This window comes from Akkermansia muciniphila (genome assembly GCF_002884975.1).
Taxonomy (GTDB): domain Bacteria; phylum Verrucomicrobiota; class Verrucomicrobiia; order Verrucomicrobiales; family Akkermansiaceae; genus Akkermansia; species Akkermansia muciniphila_C.
The window spans coordinates 409,340-430,715 of record NZ_PJKB01000001.1; the positions used below are offsets into that span (position 1 = coordinate 409,340).

General features: G+C 57.7%; 15 protein-coding genes and 1 tRNA gene. 6 read left to right on the plus strand and 10 right to left on the minus strand.

The window, feature by feature from the left end; translation table 11 throughout:
* Positions 1–34: 34 nt before the first annotated feature.
* The 8 genes from CXU21_RS01720 to CXU21_RS01755 all read right to left on the minus strand — a co-directional run bounded on the left by CXU21_RS01720 (position 35) and on the right by CXU21_RS01755 (position 8,949).
* On the minus strand, positions 35–1,165 hold the full coding sequence (locus CXU21_RS01720) for a glycosyltransferase (protein ID WP_102724823.1): 1,131 nt from the start codon (positions 1,163–1,165) through the stop codon (positions 35–37).
* A 15-nt stretch (positions 1,166–1,180) separates the two neighbouring features.
* On the minus strand, positions 1,181–2,368 hold the full coding sequence (locus CXU21_RS01725) for a glycosyltransferase (protein WP_180972579.1): 1,188 nt from the start codon (positions 2,366–2,368) through the stop codon (positions 1,181–1,183).
* Positions 2,365–3,519 (minus strand): glycosyltransferase, encoded by a 1,155-nt coding sequence (locus CXU21_RS01730; protein WP_102724825.1) that lies wholly within the window; start codon positions 3,517–3,519, stop codon positions 2,365–2,367. Before CXU21_RS01730 ends, CXU21_RS01725 begins: the two co-directional genes overlap by 4 nt.
* A 48-nt stretch (positions 3,520–3,567) precedes the next feature.
* The gene (locus tag CXU21_RS01735; RefSeq protein WP_102724826.1) at positions 3,568–4,344 is read right to left on the minus strand and encodes a glycosyltransferase family 2 protein; all 777 of its coding nucleotides are present in this window, start codon (positions 4,342–4,344) and stop codon (positions 3,568–3,570) included.
* On the minus strand, positions 4,341–5,027 hold the full coding sequence (locus tag CXU21_RS01740; protein ID WP_180972580.1) for a tyrosine-protein phosphatase: 687 nt from the start codon (positions 5,025–5,027) through the stop codon (positions 4,341–4,343). The genes CXU21_RS01735 and CXU21_RS01740 overlap by 4 nt, the downstream gene beginning before the upstream one ends.
* Positions 5,028–5,036: 9 nt before the next feature.
* A complete protein-coding gene (locus CXU21_RS01745) occupies positions 5,037–7,403 on the minus strand; it encodes a GumC family protein (protein ID WP_102724828.1) in 2,367 nt (788 codons plus the stop codon).
* A 72-nt stretch (positions 7,404–7,475) separates the two neighbouring features.
* Positions 7,476–8,258, minus strand: coding sequence for a polysaccharide biosynthesis/export family protein (locus tag CXU21_RS01750; RefSeq protein WP_102713212.1), 783 nt, complete (start codon positions 8,256–8,258; stop codon positions 7,476–7,478).
* Between the two features lie 28 nt (positions 8,259–8,286).
* Positions 8,287–8,949 carry a sugar transferase gene (locus tag CXU21_RS01755; protein WP_102724829.1) on the minus strand — a complete coding sequence of 221 codons (663 nt, stop codon included), beginning with the start codon at positions 8,947–8,949 and terminating at the stop codon, positions 8,287–8,289.
* A 537-nt stretch (positions 8,950–9,486) separates the two neighbouring features.
* Here CXU21_RS01755 and CXU21_RS01760 point away from each other — a divergent pair.
* The 5 genes from CXU21_RS01760 (at position 9,487) to CXU21_RS01780 (ending at position 16,210) form a co-directional block, all read left to right on the plus strand.
* Positions 9,487–12,006, plus strand: coding sequence for an FtsK/SpoIIIE family DNA translocase (locus CXU21_RS01760; RefSeq protein ID WP_219723143.1), 2,520 nt, complete (start codon positions 9,487–9,489; stop codon positions 12,004–12,006).
* Positions 12,007–12,029: 23 nt separating this feature from the next.
* Entirely contained in the window at positions 12,030–12,656 is a 627-nt protein-coding gene (locus CXU21_RS01765; protein WP_102724830.1) for a hypothetical protein, read from the plus strand.
* An 84-nt stretch (positions 12,657–12,740) separates the two neighbouring features.
* Entirely contained in the window at positions 12,741–13,316 is a 576-nt protein-coding gene (gene rbr / locus CXU21_RS01770; RefSeq protein WP_102724831.1) for a rubrerythrin, read from the plus strand.
* 92 nt (positions 13,317–13,408) lie between these two features.
* A complete protein-coding gene (ccsA, locus tag CXU21_RS01775; protein ID WP_102724832.1) occupies positions 13,409–16,060 on the plus strand; it encodes a cytochrome c biogenesis protein CcsA in 2,652 nt (883 codons plus the stop codon).
* 75 nt (positions 16,061–16,135) lie between these two features.
* A tRNA-Val gene (locus CXU21_RS01780) sits at positions 16,136–16,210 on the plus strand.
* An 839-nt stretch (positions 16,211–17,049) separates the two neighbouring features.
* On the opposite strand, the gene CXU21_RS01790 is transcribed toward CXU21_RS01780, so the two are convergent.
* Positions 17,050–18,510 carry a hypothetical protein gene (locus CXU21_RS01790; protein ID WP_102724833.1) on the minus strand — a complete coding sequence of 487 codons (1,461 nt, stop codon included), beginning with the start codon at positions 18,508–18,510 and terminating at the stop codon, positions 17,050–17,052.
* A gap of 63 nt (positions 18,511–18,573) precedes the next feature.
* On the opposite strand from CXU21_RS01790, the gene CXU21_RS12080 reads away from it, so the two are divergent.
* Positions 18,574–18,978, plus strand: coding sequence for a hypothetical protein (locus tag CXU21_RS12080; protein WP_146016907.1), 405 nt, complete (start codon positions 18,574–18,576; stop codon positions 18,976–18,978).
* Positions 18,979–19,011: 33 nt separating this feature from the next.
* Here CXU21_RS12080 and katE read toward each other — a convergent pair whose 3' ends face one another.
* Positions 19,012–21,267 (minus strand): catalase HPII, encoded by a 2,256-nt coding sequence (katE, locus tag CXU21_RS01795; protein ID WP_102724834.1) that lies wholly within the window; start codon positions 21,265–21,267, stop codon positions 19,012–19,014.
* Between the last annotated feature and the right edge of the window lie 109 nt (positions 21,268–21,376).

Genomic DNA, 21,376 nt, shown 5'->3' on the forward strand with positions numbered 1-21,376 from the left:
AAGGAAAGGATGATGGAAAGGAAAAGGGAGCGGTTCATCTGGACGTTTCCGCCAGCGCGGAGAACAGGCCTTCCCACAGGCCGGTGATGCGGGATTTGCTGAATTTGCGGCTGCTCCGGAAGCTGGCCCCGGACATGGCCTCCCTCTTCCCGCTGTCCCTCATGAGGTCCAGGAGCCGTGCGGCGTACTGACCCAGGTCAAAGGGAGGGACCAGGATGCCCGTCCGGTCCGGGTCAATGATATCCCGCACGGCGGTAAAGGATTCAAAAGCCATGGGGACGCAGCCGTGCTGCATGCCTTCAATCAGGACCATGCCGAAGCCCTCAAAGGTGGACGTCATGCACAGGATGGAAGCCCTGCGGTAATATTCCTCCGGATGGTCGGAACTGCCCTCAAAGGAGTAATTGGAGCAGCCGCATTCCTGAGCCAGTGCGGCCAGATATTCCCGGTCCGGGCCGTCCCCCACGATGCGGAGGAACCAGCCCGGTTCCCGGCGGCAGACCTCACTCCATATTTTCAGCAGGCGGTCTACGCCCTTCACGGGATTGTCCAGCCTTCCCACAAACAGCACTTCCTTTTCTTTTCCGGAAGGGATGCTCGCGTTTTCAAAGGAATTCATGTTCGGGATGGCGGTGATCTTCTTCCTGCGGACCCCCGGCAGGAAGCCGTAAAAATCCTTCCTGAAGGAATCAGACAGGACGACGAAGGCATTCGCATGCGCGATGCGGAGGTAAAAGTTCCTGCGCCATGTGAGGCCGTAGTACATTCTTTTCAGGAAAGGCGCGCGGAGGCGTCCCCGGATGTCCGAGTGGTGCATGTCGATAATGACCGGAGCTTTTCCGGGAAAGGCCTTCAGAAGGCGCTTTCTCCCGGCCAGGCCGGGAAAAAGGGCATATGCCCCCAGCAGTTCCCCGTCATGGATGATGATGTCCGGCGCCTGTTCCTCCATGACCTGCCGGAAGCCCTGCTGCCGCTGCTCCCTGGCTCCGGTGGGCAGTATCTTCTGAATATTTGAAAAAGGCGCGTAAGGGGCATTCCGGTACCAGCCCACGACCGTGCATTCGTGCCCGCGGTCCTGTAATTCATGGATCAGATTGCACATGGTGCGTTCCACCCCGCCGCAGGAGGGGTTAAGCGTACCCATGAAACAAAAGAGAATCTTCATTGGAATATTGGCTGGTTAGCGTTGAAACAGGGAGTTCCATTCCCGGACGACGCACGCCGGGGAAAAGAGGGCTGCATGCTGCGGGCCGGCCTGCGCCATGGCGGCGCGGAGGGGGGCGTCCTGCGTGAGGCGGATGAGCTGGCGCGCGTACTCCTCCTCGTCAAAGGGCCGGACCAGGATGCCCGTGCGGTCCGGAATGACGAGGTCGCGCACGGCGGCATAACTATTGAAGGCCATGGGGACGCAGCCGTGCTGCATGGCTTCCGGCAGTACCAGCCCGAAGCCCTCAAAGGTGGAGGCCAGGCAGAAGATGGAGGAACGCCGGTAATAGGGGGCCGGATTCCGGAAGCCCTCAAAGGAAACATTGGACAGTTGCAGGCGCTGCGCCAGCTCCTTCAGGCGTGCGGCGTCCGGCCCGTCTCCCACAATGTCCAGGTGCCAGTTCGGCAGGGCCTTTCCGGCGCGCGCCCATATCCTCAGGAGCCTGTCCACTCCCTTGACGGAGTTGTCCAGCCTGCCGACGAAGAGGACGCGTTTTTCCTTTTCCTGCGGTACGGGCGCGTCTTCAAGGGGGGCAAGCGCATTCGGAATGGCCGCCAGTTTTTCCGCGGGGGTGCCAGGGGCCAGAAGACGGAACTCCTCCATGCCGCCGCTGGAAAGAGTGACAATGTGGTCATAATTGGCCGCCAGGTCCCGGAACAGGCTCTTTTGCAGGCGCCACGCCCTCCGCCGCTTGACGGGAAGCGCCAGGGCGTTGAACAGGAAATTCCGCAGTTTCCCCGGGAACGTGCGTGCGCCCCGGCGCTTGTGGACAAGACGGTAATAACGGAGGGACGAATACTGGGAGCTGTGCTGTACGGCTACCAGCTTCAGGGAGTCCTCCTCCATCTGGATACGGTTTTTGAAGATGCCCCAGCGGCCGGTGATGCCGCCCTCCGTCTGGTCAATGAGGACGTCCGTCTTTTCCTCCCACAGCAATTTCCGCAGGTAATCCTGCTCCTCCCTGCGGGAAAGGCCCGGAGGCAGGAAGGTCAGGGGAACGGGCGGGAAATACGTTTCCCCCAGCCTGTTTTTCTCACGGCAAAGCAGCAGGACGCGGTGCCCGGCGCCGCGCAGCATTTCCGCCAGGCCATGAGTGGCGCGTTCCATGCCGCCCTGCTTGCCCAGAGGCTCGTTGGGGAGATAGATGACGATATTGCTCATGGTTGTTCTTGCAGGCATTCCAGCCACTGGGGAATCACTTTTTCCGGCTGGTAACGGGTTAATACGTCCGTGCGGGGCGGCACATGGGGACCGCTCATCAGTTCGTCCAGCTCCCGGGCGAACAGGCGCAGGCTGAAAGGGGGGATGAGCCGTCCCGTCTCCCGGTCCGGCAGCATTTCCGCGGCGGCGTGAAAGCTGTTGAAGGCGACAGGAATGCAACCGTGGGAAAGAGCCTCGTTAATCACCATGGGCATTCCTTCATGTGTGGAGGTGAGGCACAGGATTCTGGCCTTCCTGTAATAGGGGGCCGGGTCCTGCGCGCCTTCAAAATGGACGTTTTCCAGTTTCAGCCGCGCCGCCAGCCGTTCCAGGGCGGCGCGTTCCGGGCCGTCCCCCAGCAGGTACAGGCTCCAGTCCGGGTGCCGGGGGCGGACTCTCTTCCAGACATGCAGCAGGCGGTCCACCTTCTTCGGGGAATCCACCAGCCGCCCTACGTAGAGGACGGCGTTCTCCTTGCGGCAGGATCCCGTTTCCGCAGGCTCATAGGTCAGCAGGTTGGGGATGGAATACAGCCGCGCCCTTTCCGGCGTTCCAGCCAGTTGAAGGGCATCCTGCGCATAACGGCTGGAAAGGAAGACCACCTTGTCCGAGCCGCGGAACATGTCCCGGTATTTCTTCCTCTTGGCGCTCACGGCCTGATATTTCCTGTACGGGAGGATGGCCCGGCGCAGCAGGGTTTTCACGGCATTGCCCCAGGTGCTGAAATCCTTCCGGAGCAGGGCGGAAAAGTAGTCCAGCCCGGTGCGGACGTCAAAGGAAATCCAGGAGATGATGGACGCCTGCACGGAAAGGCGTTCATGGCTGAAAAAGAAGGAGTCGTCCTGGTTGGCCCCGCAGTTGATGATGCAGTCAATCCCTTGCCCGGCGCACAGGGTTTCCACGTACTCCCTGTTTTCCGCGCAGGAGAGCGTGTCTGTCCGTGGGAGGTAAAGGTAAGGCGCGGATGCGGGGAGGGAGTCCCCCCGCCGTAGGGACAGGAAGGAAACCCGGTGGCCGTGCCGTGACAGGGCCTCCGCCAGAAGGTACGCCGCCCGTTCCGTTCCCCCTGCATGGGGCAGAATGGGGTGGTCAAAGTAAAAGATCAGGTTCATGGCGGCGGAACGGAGGTGCAAACGGGAAAAAAGTGAGGAAAGGGAAGGTTACCGGGCTTTGAAAAAGTAATGAAGGGGGTTGCGTGTGGAGGCGGCCTTGGACAGCAGGCGCGTGACGCCATAATGCCAGGGGCACGGGAGACGGTTCTTCCGGAAGGCTTCCCTGTTCTGCCGCGTATTGCGCAGGATGGCGCGCAGGCCCGCCGTGCTGGAACCGCCGGGGCGCATGAACACCATGTTGCGGTCCATGTAAGCCGTGGAGATGCCGTTTTTTTCAATGAAACGGAGCATCAGTTCAAAATCCGCCGCGCTGCCGATGGCGGGGTCAAAGCCGCCGTAGCGGGTGAAGCATTCTTTTTTGCAGTAAAACGTGGGGTGCGCCGGGCACCACCCGCGCTGGAAGGCGCCGGGGCGGTAGCCCGTGCCGCGCCACGTGCGGACGATTTTACGGGCTCCGTCAATATAATGGAGGTTGCCGTGGACGGCGTCCGCCCCGTGCCGGGCGAAAGCTTCCGCAATGGTCTTCAGAACGCCGTTGTCCTGGTAATAGTCATCTGCGTTCAGGAAGCCGATGACGTCCCCGGTGCTCATGCGGATACCCTTGTTCATGGCATCGTAAATGCCGTTGTCCGGTTCGGAAATCCATTTCAGCCGTCCGCGGAAGCGTTCTTCAAAGGCCTGGAGCATTTCCCTGGTGCCGTCCGTGCTGCCGCCGTCCACCACCAGGTATTCGTAACCGGTCCAGGACTGCGCGAGCACGCTCTCCAGGGTGTCCCGGAGAGTGGAGGCGCTATTGCGGCAGACGGTGACGACGGTGATTTTCATATGGCGGGGCCTGGACAGGATGACAGGCGCAGTTTTTTCAGCATGCTGGCATTGTGGGCGTCCGTCCCCCACCACAGGTACAGATTTTCCTTCCGGAACTGCCGGGCGACCGCCTGGCAGGTTTTCCCGTAAAGGCCGAACAGGGAGCCTATATTCCCCTGGAAGCGGATGCCCCGTGTGGCCAGGGCGGCCAGTTCCTCCGGAGGCATGATCTTTCCGTACCGCTCCGGATGGGCCAGTACGGGAATGAACCCTCTGTCCAGGACCAGTTGGAGCATATCCATCCACGCGTTCGGCAGGCGGAACTGCGGAAGCTCCACGAGCAGGTGCGTGCCGTCATGGCTGAGCGGCTCCTCCTCTGTAATCATTCGCTCGAAGTTCTCGTCAAGCATGTACTCCGCCGACAGCCTGAGGTCGAAATCCCGGTCCGGCAGGGAGTCCAGAAGCTCCCGGAAGCGGGCCTTCAGGCTGGACGGAGTATTGGAGGGATAGCGGCTGATGATGTGCGGGGTGCAGTAGGCGCCGTGAAAGCCCCTGGCTTTCAGCAGGGAAATGATGTCCCTGCTGTCCTGGAGGGTGTGCGCCCCGTCGTCCACGCCCCACAGCAGGTGGCAGTGCATGTCCATCCCGTCAGGACAGAGTTCAGTGGTCTTGAGCCTGGGTTGAAAGAGGGAGGAGAACAAGGCTGGAGGTCAGGAATGAGCGTTCTTGGAGGTGTTGCCGTAGTGGTAGCCGTAACCGTAATAACTGTAGCTGCCGGCTTTGAAATCCACGGCGTTGATAATGAAGCCCAAATTGGGAAGCTGGCCGGAATCCGCAAGCTGCTGGACGGTGGAGATGTGCCGCTTGTCTATCCTGTTGCTGCGGACGACGTACAGGGAGATGTCCGCATGGCCGGCGAGGATGGCCGTATCTGCCAGGATGCCGTACGGGGGGGAGTCAATGATGACGGCGTCATAGCGTTCCTTGAACATCTGGATGAGCGTTCCCAGCTCCGGCAGGGAGAGAAGGGTGACGGGGTTGGGAACGTGCGGCCCGGCGTACAGGATGTCCACCCCGGCGTGTTCCGGCAGGGTGCGGATGACGGAAAACGGGTCTTCCACCTTGCGCAGTAGGATGGTGCTCAGCCCTTTGCGTCCCTTGCCGTCCAACTGCTTGGACAGGGACGCCTTGCGCAGGTCTCCGTCAATGACCAGCACGCGTTTGCCGATGTTGGCAAAGGCCAGGGCCAGGTTTGCGGAGATGAAGGTTTTCCCTTCCCCCTGCATGGTGGAGGTAAGGAGGATGACGTGCCCCTGGTTCCGGGTGACCGGAAGCATGGAGTCCGCATTGTGGCACAGGATCTGGAAATACTCTGAAATGACGGAATGCTCATCCGTGAACATGCGGGCCACCTGCCTCTGCTCCTTCTTGGTCATGGCCGGGAGCTCCGCTACCACGGGAAGGGAGGTGATGGCGTTCAGGTCCTTCTTGTTCTTCACCTTGTTGTTGAGCAGGGCCAGGCCGAGGAACCCGAGAATGCAGACAATGGCGCCTCCCGCCGCCGCGGTCAGCACGGATTTCCTGGTGTTGGGGGCGATGGGGGAGTCCGAGCCGTGGGCCGCCTCCAGCACGCGTGCGGAAGATTCCGTCAGGGCCAGCGTCAGGTCATTTTCCAGCTCCTTGCTCAATAACGTGAGGTAAAGTTCCTCCTTCACCCGGTGTTCACGGTCCAGGGGCGTCAGTTCCCGGGCCTTTCCGGAAGTGGCTGTCAGTCTTTTACCGATGTTTTCACGCTTCTTGGTGAGTTCCTGAAGCTGAAGTTTCTGGTTATTGCGGAGATTGTCCAGGGAACGGGCCGCCGCGCTGCGGGTGGCGTCCATCTTCTTGGTCAGGGTGATCACAATGGGGTTCTGTCCCCCTGCGCTGCCGGCTACTTTCTGGTATTCCAGATAGGCGGTGTTATAGGCTTCAATCTGGCGGGAGACGCCGGAATCCGCAATGCCGGTATCCAGGGAAATGAGGCCTGCCTTTTGGCCCAGGGCATTCAGGCTTTCCTTCAGGCCGTCCGCCAGTTTCATCTGCGTCTGGAGCTCAAAGATGGAATTATCCAGGGTCTGGGCCGCATTGAAGTCTGCGGAAATGGACGCCTCCGTGTCTGCGATGATATCATTCTTGATCTTAATATCATCCATTTTCTGGTCCACTTGCTTGAGGTCCGCGCCGACTTGCGCGCGCTGTTCCCGTATGAAATCCTTTGTTTTTACCGCGGTGGTGCGGCGTTCCGCCGTGGAGTGGTCATTGTAAACCGCAATCAGCTTGTTCAGCGTATCGGCGGCTTTGACCGGATTGGTGGAAGTCAGCGTCATTTGCAGGATGCTGGACTCCTTGGCGTCCGGGCGCATGACCGTAAAATTGGCAAGAAGCTGGTCCGCGGCTGCGTTCACGGGAGTGCGGCGCACGGTGATGGTGGTGCCGGGGACGGTCTCCGTCATGTTGGACGTGGGGTAAACCGTAACCGTGGCGAAGGGAAGATGGATGGGGGAATGGAAGGTCCCTTTCTCCTGAACGGGATTGCCGTTGATGTCATGGTACGTCAGCACCAGGGTGTTGCCCTCCTGCAAGGTGATGTCAACGTTGCAGAAGCGGTTCTCCGCGATGCCGTCAAACGTGACGGTGATGGGGCTGTCCCTGTACAGGTCTATCTGGCGCAGGTCCTGCTGCTTCCAGTAGGAAATATTCAGCGCCAGGTCTTCCACCGTGCTCCGCATCACCGTGCTGGAGCGGAGGATGAAGCTTTCATTAGCCAGGTTGGCGGCTCCGGAATCCATGCCCAGGTCCACCTTGATGCGGTCGGAAGTGGATTCCTTGCTGGACTCCCTCATGATGACGCTGGCTGTTTTTTCAAAGATGTAATTCTGCCTGCCGGTCAGGTAGTAGGCCGCGCCGCCCCCGATCAGGGCAAAGAGCAGGATCCAGTACCAGCGTCTGAGAAGAATGCCGGTAATGACATCCAGGGAAAGGGAGGATTCTGATTCCTCGGCGGGCGGGACGGCGGGGGGAGCAGAAGTATCTGGCATAAAAGAGGGAGCGGTCAAGAAAGGTGCCGGCTTTCCGCCGAACGGAAAGCCGGAGGAATGGGCAGCGTGTGGTTACAGGGCGCACAGGGCGACGATGCCGAGGATCAGGCCCAGGCCGGAAGCCGTCCAGCCGATGTACTGGACAGTATCACTGCGGGTGTTGATCTTGCGTTCGGCAGGCGTGACGTAAAGGGTGTCATTCTGCTGAATGTAGTAATAGGGAGACTGGAAGAGGTCCTTGCTGCGGAGGTCCACGGTGGCGATCTGGCGGCGGCCGTTGGTCTCCCGGATCAGGGTGATGTCCCGGTTGCCGTCAATATTCAGGTCTCCGGCGCGGCTGATGGCTTCCAGAATCGTCAGGCGCTGGCCGTCCACCGTGTAGGTGCCGGGGGAGGCCACCTCGCCCAGGACGGAGAATTTGAAGTTGGTGATTTGAACGTTGACGGAGGCGTCGCTGATGTAATCCCTGCTCCTCAGGGTGGCGGCAATGTCATCCCCCAGCTGGGAGCAGGTCTTGCCGGCCGCCTTGATCTTGCCGATGACCGGGAGAACGATGTAGCCGTTTGAATCCACCAGGTAGCCCTTCCGGGAAGAGGCGCCCTGGGTGTTGGAGCCTATCTCCGAGACGGCGAAGGGGGCGGTCAGTTCAGGCTGCTTGCTGCTCACGGTGATGGAGAGCTGGTCATCCTTCTGGATGAGGGTTTGGTAATTCCCCTTGATCCGTTCATTCGTCTGTCCGGAGACGTCCTGGATGTAGAGGACTTCCTTGGGGCTGACGCAGGAAGGAAGGAGAGAGGATGCGGCCAGGACTGCGGAGCAGACGGCGGCTTTACTGATGAGGTGGTGTATATTCATTGGTTGGAGAGAGGTTGGATGAAGGGAGTTAGAACGAGCGGTTGGGAGAGGGGGTGGAGGAAGGCAGGGAAAGATCGTTATGAACCAGGGTTTTCCCCAGCTTGTTCTGGAATGCCTCGTTGCACTGCTGGATTCCTTCACGGATCAGTACCGTGCGGGCCGTCTGGAAAATAAGGGCAAGATCCAGCTTCAGATTAATGTTGTTAACGTAAATCAGGTCATAGCAGAGGCGGCGGTAGAAGGGGATGCCGTTGCGGCCGTGGATCTGCGCCATGCCGGTGATGCCCGGACGCACGGAGCAGCGCCTCTGGCAGTAGCTGGGCGGGAAGGCGGCCATCTGGGAGGGAATCCAGGGCCGCGGGCCTACAAAAGCCATGTCTCCTTTCAGGATGTTGATTAACTGGGGAAGTTCATCCAGGGAGGAGCGGCGGAGAAAACTCCCCAGCCGGAACATCCTCTGTTCATCGGGGAGCAGGTTGCCGTGTTCATCCTTCTCGTCGGTCATCGTTTTGAATTTGATGATCTTGAACAGCCTTCCCCTGTAACCTACGCGCGTTTGCAGAAAAAACGGGGATTTCCCTGTAGAAAGTACAAGAAGTCCCGAAACGGTCAGTAGCAGCGGAAGAAGGATAATGAGAGCAGTTCCGGCAATGAGACTTCCAAGAAACGGTTTGCAGATATGTATGTACATAAGCGCCGCGGCAGAATTAGCGGATTGCAAATCCGATGTCAATAGTAATCATTAAAGAAAAATTACTTATTTAAGTTCCCCGAGTCTTAAAAAAGTAAAAAAATTTAACGCAAACCAATATTTTTAATATGTAACATAATGAAATAAAGCGGTTTACAATAAAATTTATTCTACCCTATTATTTTGATAGGATTTGCAATCCGCTGGATATTTTGTACCGGAAGGCGAAGAATTGAATAACATGTCTTTTTATAATAGAAAGAATGTTGAATTAACTTATTCAGTAAGATAGGAAGACGGAATTGGACATTGCTGTGCTTGTATTGGTTTGAAGGGGGATGGCGGCGTTTGTACAGGTAATGGAAGGAGTATGCACGGAGCCGTCAGAAGGGGAGGAGGGGACGGGCGTTTACCTGGTTTTTTCTCTCATGGAACTCTGTTTTTCGTCACCTCCAAGTAAATTCTTCTCCACCCGGCCTTCCGCCTTTTGTTTAGCCTTGAGTTGCGCGCGCGGAGTTGTTAAGATGGAAAACAGGTATGGCATTGGATGTGCAGGAGCATCATGCATTTGAGCATGGAGAGGAGCGCCCCCCGGTTTGGATAGGAATGGTGTGGGGCGTCGTGTCCCTGCTGGGCGGCGCGGCGCTGCTGGCGGCCATGCTGACGTTTGACGTGCGGGAAATAGGCTGGAGTTATTTAAACAAGTCCGGGCACGTGGTTCCCGGAACATCCAATGTGCTGGGCGTGCCGGGACTGTATGCCGCGGGAATTCTTTACTGGGCGCTGGGCGGCATGGCCTGGATGCTGGTCATCCTGCTGGAATGGTGGGGCTTTTACCGTCTGGTGCACCGTGGAAGACTGCCCCGGGGCATGGTATATGGAGGCCTTTTCCTGCTGCTGTGCGGGTGCCTGTTCCTGACGGCCGGGCATGTGCCGGGAGAGGAATGGGTGGCGCGCCACCAGGTGGCGGGGTCCGGCGGCCTGGCGGGCTATCTGCTGGGAACCAGCCTGCTGATTCCCCTGACCGGCACCTCTGCCGTGCTGGTTTTTTCCGGCCTGGGTTACCTGGCGGCCCTGATTTACGCGGCGGGCATGCACCCCCGCCCGCTGTTCCGTGCCGTGCTGCGTGAATGGCGCGTGTGGCGCATGAACCGGAAGGAGAAGAAGATGAAGCGGCGGTCCGACCAGCTTGCCAGGGAGGCAGCCCGCGTAAGGGCCAGCATGGAAGACGCTGCCCTGTCCGCCCCCAGGCCGGACCGGAAGAGCAGGGCTTCCTCATCCGCCCGCCTGCAGCGTACCGGGGACGATCTGGAAGGTTTATACAGTGAAGTCACCGCGGCGGCCCCTGCGAAGCCTGCCGCGCCCTCCCGGGCTCCGCGCACGCAGGGGCATCTTCCCCTGACGCCCAAGCCCAGGATTACCGTGGCGGAACCGGCGGAAATCAAGCCCGCGCCCAAAGAACAGCCCTTCTCCAAGCTCTCCACCCCGCCCACGGAGGAATTCCGCAATTATGAGCTTCCCCCCTTTGAACTGCTGCATTATGAGGAAAAGCCGGACGGCCCCACGGAGGAGGACAAGGATGAAATGCTGGAAATTCAGCAGAAGATTATTGATACGCTGACGACATTCCGCGTGGACGTGACGCCGGGGGATATCACCCGCGGCCCGACCATCACCCGCTATGAAGTTTATCCCGCGCGCGGCGTGCGCGTGAACACCTTTGACCAGTATGCCAAGGACATTGCGCTGGCGACGAAGGCGGAAAGCGTGAACATCGTGGCGCCCATACCTGGCAAGGACACGGTGGGCATTGAAATTGTCAACCGGAAGAAGGTGGCCGTGCCCCTGCGGGAACTACTCCAGGACCCCGGCTTCTGCTCCCCCAAGAAGAAAATACCGCTGGCTCTGGGGAAGGACGTGTATGGCCGCACCGTGATCGGGGACCTGGCATCCATGCCGCACCTGCTGGTGGCCGGGGCCACCGGGTCCGGCAAATCCGTCTGCATCAACAGCATTATCTCCTCCATGCTCCTGAAATTCCGTCCGGATGAACTGAGGCTCATCCTGGTGGACCCCAAGGTGGTGGAAATGCAGCCCTATTCCAAGCTGCCGCACCTGATCGTGCCCGTGGTGACGGACCCCAAGAAAGTGCCCAATGCCCTGCGCTGGTGCGTAAATGAAATGGAGCACCGCTACCACTGCTTTGCCAAGGTGGGCGTGCGCAACTTTGAAGCCTTCAACAAGCGTCCGCCGGACGCGCCAGCGGAAGAACCTGAAGAACCGGAAAACGGGGAGGGGGACGAGGCCCTGGCGGAAGCCGTTGCCCGGGAATTTGAATCCCAGGGGGAATGGCCTGCGGAAGATGATGATGAACTGGACCTGGATGATGACGGCGTCATCCCTGAACGCTTCCCCTACATCGTCATCATCATTGACGAACTTGCGGACCTGATGCAGACGGTGGGCGCGGATATTGAAACGAACATCGGCCGCCTGACCCAGAAGGCCCGCGCCGCGGGCATCCACCTCATAGTGGCTACGCAGACGCCCAGAAGGCAGGTGGTCACGGGGACCATCAAGGCCAACATACCTACGCGCATCGCCTTCCAGGTGGCCAGCGGCACGGACAGCCGCGTTATTCTGGACAGGCAGGGCGCGGAAAAACTGGTGGGCAAGGGGGACCTGCTGTATCTGCCGCCGGGTTCCGCCCAGGTGGAGAGGGCGCAGGGCGCCTTTATCTCTGATGACGAGGTGGAAGCCCTGGTGGCCCACTGCGCCTCCCAGGCTAGGCAGAAATTCCATGAAGAGGTTCAGAAATCCCTGGAAGAGCCTTCCCACGGGGGGGCGGACAGTCCGCTGGACGACGCGGAGGAGGAATGCTACTCCAAATGCCTGGAAGTGGCCCTCATTGAGCGCAAGGTGAGCACGTCCCTGCTACAGCGGCGCCTGAGCATCGGGTACGGGCGTGCGGCCCGCATGATGGACCTGCTGGAATCACGGGGAATCATTGCGCCTGCGGACAATACCAACCGTCCACGCAAGGTGCTGGTGGAATAAATGACAAAAAACTGCTCCCTCCCATGAAACGCTTCCTTTCCCTGCCGGTCCTGGCGGCGTGCGCGCTGCTGGGCGCCTCCTGCTCCCAGCAGGTGAAGCCTGTTAAAAAGGCCCCCCGGCCCCCGGTGTACGTGGGGAAGGTGGAGCAGGTGTACCCCAGCCACAACTATGTGCTGATCGCGCTGGCCGGGAATGTTTATGAGCCGGGCACCGTGCTGATCTCCCAGTCTCCGGGGCTGGAGGAAAACCGGAGGGTTGCCAACCTGGTCGTGACGGAGGAACGGCTGGGCCGGGCGCGCATTCCGGCGGACATACGCAGCGGCGCCGTGGAGGCGGGGGACCTGGTGTTCCTGTACCGCAACCTGGCCGCTCCGGAAAGCTCCGGGAAGAAGGATGACCAGGACCCGGACAATCCGGCCCCCAAACCGGATGAAGACAACAAGGACATTACCCCTCCGATTACCCCGGACAGCGGCAAGACGCCGGACGGCCTGCTTCCCATGCCCGGGGAGGCGCCTGTGCCTGACTCCGCGGAGCAGGAGCGCATTTCCCGGGAACGGGAAAAAATCCTGCGGGAGCTGGACAACATTCCGGGCAGGCTGGATGACCCGTGGCGCGAGGCTTTTTCCGGAAAATCGGCAGGAAAATGATTTTTTAGATTCATTCAATAAAAGCTTGTTTTTCGGCAAGTCCCCATTAGGATAATCCCGCTTACGCAACCAGATGACTAATTTATGAAATCCATCAAAGGCACAGAAACAGAAAAGAATCTCCTCAAGGCGTTTGCCGGGGAATCCGAAGCGCGCAACCGTTACACCTACTTTGCCGGTGTGGCCAAGAAAGCCGGCTATGAGCAGATTGCGGCCATCTTCCTGGAAACGGCTGACAATGAAAAGGAACACGCCAAGGTGTTTTTCAAACTGCTTAAAGACGCCTGCATTGAAGTGACCCACACTGTCTGCACGGCTCCCCTGGAATCCACGGAGGAATGCCTGCTGGCCGCCGCAGCCGGCGAGCATGACGAATGGTCCGACATGTACCCCACGTTTGCCGAAGTGGCGGACAGGGAAGGCTTCCCCGCCATTGCGGAAACCTTCCGCAAGATTGCCACCGTGGAACAGCACCATGAAGCCCGCTACCTGAAGCTGGCTGAAAACGTGCGCGACGGCAAGGTATTTGCCAAGGATAAGGAAATCCAGTGGAAGTGCCGCAACTGCGGTTACGTGCACACCGGAGCCACCGCCCCCAAGGTGTGCCCGGCCTGCGTGCATCCCCAGGCGCACTTTGAAGAACTGGCGGACAACTTCTAATCCTCCTTTCTCCAAGAACTTGATTGGGGCCGGTTTCACGAGCTGATCGTGTGATCGGTCCCGCCTTTTTTACATACGGACGCGTTACACTGATGGACAGGAAGCACACGAATACGGGATGGAGGGACTATGGCCGGCGGCTCTGGAAATTTGCCGGAAGCTACGGTCTGGGCATAGCCCTGATGCTGATACTGCTGGTGCTTACGTTTGCCGGCACGCTGCACCAGGTGCGGCTGTCCTCCTCCATGGGGACGGAAGCCGCCATAGAATCCTTCTTCGGCGCGCCGTATGTGCTGATTCCCCTGGGCGGGGAGCACTCCCTCATCTCCCTCCCGCTGCCCGGCATGGGCATCACGTGCACCCTTCTGTTCATCAACCTGCTCATAGGCGGCATGTTCCGCGTCAGGTGGACGTGGAAGCACGCGGGCATCCTGGTGGCCCATGGCGGCATTCTGCTGCTGCTGGCGGGCATCATGCTGGGCAATAAAATGACGGTGGCCGTGGACCAGGTGGAACTGCCCCAAGGGGACCGCGTGCATGAGCGGGCCCTGCCGTTTGACCTGCGCCTGAACCGCTTTGTGCCGGAATTCTATCCCGGCACCTCCAAGCCCAAATCCTATGAATCCCAGGTAACCGTCTTTCCGGAATCCGGCGGCCAGTATGACGCCGTCATCCGCATGAATGAGCCGCTGCGCCTCTCCGGCTGGACGCTGTACCAGATGAGCTGGGGGCAGGACTCCCTGCACCCCGGCAGGCTCATCTCCATTCTCCGCGCCTCCCACAATCCCCTGGAGCAAATGCCCAAATGGTCCTCCTACATCATTGCGGCGGGGCTGCTGTGGCACTTCGGCCTCGTCTTCGGAAGATACCTGCGCCGCAAGCCGGGGCAGGTTCCCGCAGGAACGGAGGCGGCCAAGGAACAGCCGGAACCGCTGGTTCCCGGTGGAAGGCGCCGCCTGCGGCTGATAGGCGTTTGCCTGCTGGTGGCCGCCATCTTCGGAGTCGGCATGCTGGCGGCCCGGCCTGCCGCTCATCTGGTTGAAGTGAAGAACTACGTGCCCTGGTCCTCCTTCCTGGTGGAACGCGCCGGGGGAATGGCCGTGCAGGATGGCGGGCGGCTGAAGCCCGTCTCTACGTATGCGGGTTTTCATTTGCTCCGGACCCTGGGCAAAAGAAGCTTCTCCATCAATACGCCGGAGGGGAAAAGGAAGCTCTCCCCGGTGGAATGGATGCTGGACTGCATGTTCCGTCCGGAACTGGCGGAGCAGTACCCCGTCTTTCTGGTCAACCGGGAAGAGGTGGTCAGTCAGCTGCACCTGCCTGACCAGGCGGACAAGCGGAAAAAATACTCCTACGCGCAGCTTGCGGAGCGCTGGCATGAAATCACCCGTGCCGTCCGGGAAATCCGGATGCTGGGGGAAGGGAGCCTCACGGAAGCCCAGAAGGAAATCCTGGCTCTTTCCCGCAACTTTGACGTGGTGCGCGGGTGGATGCTCGGCTCCCGGATCATGCTGGAAGACCCCTCCGCCATGGAACGGATGGAATTCCCCCAATGGTTCCCGTCTGCGGGCCGGAATGGGGAACACTTGTGGACGGCTGCCCCGGACAAATCCACCGGGGCCTTTCTGGCGATGGCCTCCCTGCTGGAGCGCAAGGCCATCGGCATGGAAGGGAAGGATGCGTCCGGACTGCGGATGAAGGCGGAGGGCCTGCTGCTGGAAAAACTGGCGCAGCCCAATGAAGCCGCCTCCGCCGGGGCGAGGCACAGCCTGGAAAGGGAAATCTTCTACTACCGCCTGGACCCTCTTTACGTCTCCCTGGCCGTCTTTGTAGCGGCATTCGTGTGCCTGCTGCTCTGCGCCCTCTTCCGCCCTTCCGCCAACGCTCCGCTGTGGCGGCACTGCCTGCGGCCCGGCGGGTTCAGCCTGGCGTGGCTGCTGGGAGCGGCGGGAACCGGCGTGCTTGTGGCGGCCCTGGCCATCCGCGTGATGATCACCATGAGATCCCCGGTGGGCAACACGTATGAAACCATCGCCTTCATTGCCTGCATGGGCGTGCTCTGCGCCCTGGTGGCGGAGCTGTTCAGCAAAAAAGGCATCGTGCTGGCGGCGGGGCTGGTGCTGGGGGCCCTCTCCTGCCAGATGGGCATTCTGTATGAATCCTCCCAGGCCGTGGACCACATGGACCCGCTGGTAGCCATCCTGCGCTCCAACTTCCTGCTCTCCACCCATGTCATCACCATTGTGCTGGGGTACGCGGCGGGACTGCTGGCGGCGGTGCTCTCCCATGTGTACCTGCTGGCCTCCCCCCTGCGCCTGATCGGCAGGAAAACGGAACTGTCCCTGGACCGCATGGCCTACGGCATCCTGTGCTTCTCCCTGGTATTCACGCTGGTGGGAACGGTCTTCGGCGGCATCTGGGGCAATGAATCCTGGGGGCGCTTCTGGGGCTGGGACCCCAAGGAAAACGGGGCGCTGATGATCGTGCTGTGGCAATTGGTCGTACTTCACGCGCGGAAAGCCGGGTGGCTCTCCCCCTGGCTGCTCCACTTCAGCAACGTGGTGGGCGGCGTCATCATCGCCTTTGCCTGGTGGGGGGTCAACATGCTGGGCGTGGGGCTGCACTCCTACGGCTTCACCTCCGGGCGGGACGCTCTGGACATCTTTTACTGGTCTGAGGCCGTTCTGTGCGTCCTCTTCATCATCCTGCACTACCGCGCGCTCCGGCGCGTGGACATCAGGTAGGGGAGGGAAGGACGCATTTTTCTCATTTTCTCCTTGCCGGTCCGGGTTCCCCGGTATATATTCTCGCCACCTCATGCACGGATAGCTCAGTGGTAGAGCGGCTGTTTTACACGCAGTTGGTCGGGGGTTCGAATCCCTCTCCGTGTACCAAAGATTTTCTTTTATAAAATTTAAGTAAAAGGCCGCACTCTGAATGTGCGGCCTTTTTTATTATTAAAGCATGATATAAGAAATTATTTAATGCTGGACAAGAATTGTAATGGAGGAGGTATAGGATTTTTTTAATGCCAGTGGTGGGAATTATGTTGGCAGAAGCTGATGCAATGATATGCAGTTGAAATTTGGGAATTATTATATTTTGTTTATTATAAGTACTTTATGAAATTTTGAAGCTTTCGGAAGCTGCAAAACCTTGAGGGCAAGTTTCTCAGGAAATGTTTTTCTTGAGGAATGAAATTTAAAAACACATAAAATGAATAAAATTAGGTTCATGCAAAAGTTGGCTGTTTTTCTTGCCGTGGCTGGTTTCAGTGATTGTGAATGGAGTTTTACTCTATTGCTGTTCTTTTTGATGGCATCAAACATAAAACATGTTAGTTTCAATATAAATATTAATTCAGGCAATAAGAAATCTTCCATGAAAGACAAATAAATTATACCACAAATGATTGGCGGCTATCTCAATAAAAATTGAGATAGCCGCTTATCAACTGGTTGAAAAATGAATTTGCTGCAATTTTTATTCAAACCGTTCCGTGGCATGACCGGACTCGGAAAAGATTATCATCAGGGCACACCAGGTTTCATGAAGTGTTATACTAAACACCTCCTCCGACAACAATTTGGAATATATGTGCCGGTATTCCAACCGATGAACAGGAGTAAAAAAAGCTCCGGTTCCGCAGTGAAAAAACTCCGCGATCGTTTTCCTATCCGGGAGGTGCGGCCTCGCAAATTGAAAATCAACCAGACGGTTTTCATTGAAAGAATTATATTAACGACTCAGTTCTCTGCTTCGTTAGCCCCCATTGATCAAGGGCGTCATCAAGGGAATCAAAGGAACTGTACCCCAGTTCTTCGTTCTTCATGGTCTTACTAATTACCAGATGTCCCCAGTCAACAATATAACGCGTTCCGTTCTGATCTACGTAATCCCCGGTTTCTCCCGGTACGGCTTTACACCATACCTTTTCCAACTGCCGGATTTTGGCTTTGGACGTAGACGTTCCATTCCATTGAACCGTAACAGTCCACCCGCGGTGCGTGGCTCCTTCTATGGCTGCAAGAAGCTCGGGAGCCGATTTATGATCCACATGGATTCCAATGGTCAATTCCCACGTTGCTCCAGTTATCCCGTCAGCGGACATCCGCAAGCTATTGATGATACTCAATGCGGTAGGAAGATCCAGTTGCGTCGCATGAAACGCATTCCCTCCGGCGACTATTTCCGGCAGGGTCAAATAGGCATACAGGCCATTTCCTTCGGCATCCAATGCCTGATCCAGGCCACTCTCATAAATGCTCTGGCCATTTGCATCAACCGGATAGCGGCATGTTTTCAAATTGAAATTCCAACTCATAAAATTGGTGGCGTACATGGCCTTCGGTAATGCGGAGCCGAATTCCACCATAGATTTGTTGGACATAAACGCGTTGTTGACATTAGTTACATTTTTTAGATTGTGCTTAAAATCAACCAGACCCGCGCCCTCCGCCATGTAGGACAAGAACATTACATTGCCAAAGTCCATATGAATGCGGCGGCATTTGGCAGCACCGTAAATCAATGTATCGCATGAGGTAATATTTGTTGACGATATCGTCACCTCATCAACGTCAGATTGTCTAAACATCCCAGTGCATATTGTTAAATTAGGGAATCTCCATGATGACGGGAGGCGGGTCAGCTTGGAGAGAGTGAAAAGATTAGTTCCATTTGTCAATGCGGTCAGGGCTGCTGGCTCCGGCATATCATCTGGCAAGGCGGTAATAATTGTGCCATCGCAAAAATCTCGTATAATATTTTCCCGTGTCCACTCATACTGGTAGGCGTAATAATGCGTAGCTGCCTTGTAGAGGGAGGGCAGGACATCAGCAGGTATCTGCACGGCGCCGAATGTTACAGGCCCCCCAATGTTGATGCCGCCGTTAGCATTATAGGTTCCCGTTGTCGTCAGGCTTCCTGCAAGCGTCATGTTGCCGCTCTCATCCACTTTGGGAGCAGCATTCCATTGGCTGCGCTCTTCTTCCGTAATGTGGACGGTGGCGTCCGCTTTGTGGGCGTCGAATGCTTCCGTGCTTACTTTGGAATTAACTTCAGATGCTTCAGCCTTGGAGTTCCAGGCCGTTCGTTCGTCCTCCGTGATGTGAGCGGAATTGTTTTTCTCATGCTGATAAAAATCATTCTGAGGTGTTAGTAAAATCCCGTTGATAGAGGTAATTTTATTCATGATTTCTGTTTATTGTTGTCGTTTGTAGTGAGGTAGTTGAACAACTTTGCCGCCTTCTTGTCCATGATGGTGAACTCCGGATCATCCTTGCAAGAAAAGCTTGCGCCCTCCCTGCGGATTGACTTCTTCAACGGTCAAGACTCCTCTCAATTCTTTTTCCTTTCCTCCGGATTCTGGATTTTGATTCATAGAGTGCTTACCGTAAGTGATTTACTTTTCAAGGATAAGAAAACGGTTGAAAACCACTTCGGAGAAAATCTATGCCCAGTCCGGAGAAAAATCATCCCGTGTGTAACGTTAAGACCGCAGGAATGTTACTTCGATCCAGTTTATCGGGACTGGTTTCCCGGGTTTCTTTTTAATGCCTATCCTTTCCGCTTCAATTTACTTGAACCATTATTCGGGTGCCTGGCGTTGCGGATAAAAAAGGGCTGCCTCACCTTTTGGTGGGCAGCCCCTGTTTTATGATTATATTTGAATCAGTTCCTGAATGGGCAGGAATCAGGCTCCGAAGTCCAGCGCCCTGGGTTCGCGGGCCCAGACACGGTGCTGCTTCATGGCCGTGATGAAGGGCTTCATCAGCGCCTTGGTATCCTTAGGCGTAAGCAGGCCGGGATCGTCCATGTCCTGGGGCAGGTCCGTTGCTTCCAGCATTTCACTGGCGTCACCGGGCAGGCCGATGGCCTTCAGGTGTCGGTATGCCTGGCGCAGGTGGTATTTGGCGTCTCCGTTCATCAGCAGCGTCTGAATGCTCTGCGCTCCTTCCGGGACGATGACGGCGTCAAAAAGCACGGACGGATTGCCGGACAGGGTTCCGTCCACGTGGAGGTCTTCCCCGTCCTCCGTCTTGACGGAGCCCATGTGGGGGGCGAGCACCTGGGGATGCACTCCCTCCTTGTTCAGGGCGTCGCAGATTTCATCCACGGACTTCAGGTTCACCCCGTCCGCTACGAGCAGGGAAACGCGCATGCCCTTGAGGTTGCCGTCCGGCTTGGCATACAGGCTCAGGGCCGGGTCTTTTTCCAGGCCGCAGACCGGCTTGGGAAGTTCCCGGTTAAGCTGTTCCTTCGTGAGTTCGATGCCCAGGTTCTTGGCTACCCCGGCGGCCAGGTCCGGATCAATGCGCGTCAGCAGGTCTACCACCCGTTCCCGGATGTACGGGCGCGTCACCTTGCCTACTTCAAAGCTGAAGGCGTCAATGATGTGCCTTTGCTCCACGGGAGTCTGGCTCATCCAGAACAGGCGGGGCTGGGCATAGTATTCCGCAAAGGAGGGGCTCCTGAGGCGCTCCTTGACTCCCGTTACCGGCTGGGGGCTGGTGGCAAAGCCGCCGTCTTCCGGCGGCGTTTCACGCGGCCAGTTGTCTCCGATGGAGTTGGGGTCATAATTGGCGGGGGCGGTGTCTATCTGCATGCGGTGGAAGCCGTCCCTCTGGTTATTGTGGAAGGGGCAGACGGGGCGGTTGATGGGAATCTCCGTAAAGTTGGCTCCTCCCAGGCGGTGCCGCTGGGTGTCGCTGTAGGAGAAGATGCGGCCCTGGAGCAGTGGATCGTCGGAAAAATCAATGCCCGGCACAGTATTGGCGGGGCAGAAGGCGACCTGTTCCGTTTCCGCAAAGAAGTTGTCCGGGTTGCGGTCCAGCACCATCTTGCCGACGATTTCCACGGGGACAAGCGCTTCCGGAATGAGCTTGGTGGCGTCCAGAATGTCAAAGTCGAATTGATCCGCGTCCTCTTCCGGGATAAGCTGCAGGCCAAGCTCGAATTCCGGATAGTCTCCGCCTTCAATGGATTGCCAGAGGTCCTTGCGGTGGAAGTCCGGATCACGCCCTGTCAACGCCTGGGCCTCATCCCAGATCAGGGATTTCTTGCCATACGCCGGCTTCCAGTGAAAGCGGACGAAAGTGCTTTTCCCTTCCGCATTGACCAGCTTGTACGTATGGATGCCGAAGCCCTCAATGGTTCTGTAGCTTCTGGGGATGCCCCGGTCGGACATGAGCCACATGACGTTGTGCAGTGTTTCCGGCTGGAGTGAAACATAGTCCCAGAAGGAATCATGGGCCGTCTGCCCCTGCGGCATTTCATTGTGGGGTTCCGGCTTCACGGCATGGATGAAGTCCGGGAATTTGATGGCGTCCTGAATGAAGAAGACGGGCGTGTCATTGCCCACCAGGTCATAGTTGCCTTCCTTGGTATAGAATTTGGTGGCGAAGCCGCGGATGTCCCTCACCGTATCCGGAGATCCTCTGAAGCCCTGCACGTTGGAAAAACGCACAAAGACCGGAGTCTTTTCTCCCGGATCCTGCAGAAAGCCCGCCTTGGTGTACTTGGAAAGGGATTTGTATACCTGAAAATAGCCATGTGCCCCGGAACCTCTTGCGTGAACCACGCGTTCCGGTATCCGCTCCTGGTCAAAATGAGCCATTTTTTCCAGAAAATGGAAGTCTTCAAGCAGAGAGGGGCCCCTGCTTCCGGCTTTAAGTGTATTTTGGTCATTGGCTATTTTTACTCCCAGGTTGCTTGTAAGGGGCTGGTTCATGCCGTTGGAGCGCATGGTGTCCAGGTCCTTGGTTTTTTCCGTAGTGTTGTCCGGCATTTTCATGGAGCCGGGGGCGGAGGGTTCCGCGTTGGGCGGCGTAGGCTTGGGGGTGGGCTTGATCAGCTCCGGGTCAATAGTATCTGTATAGTGGGGTTCCGCTTCCGTTCCATCCGGAAAGGGGGCGTAGCGTTCTTCCATTTGCTGGGTCTTTTTTTTCATTGGTTTGTCCCTTGATGTGTTTGAATTTTTACATGGGTTGAGGATTGGACCCTGTTTTTCCGCGGGATGTTCCGGCCGGTTTTGTCAGTCCGGTACGGAAAAGATGATG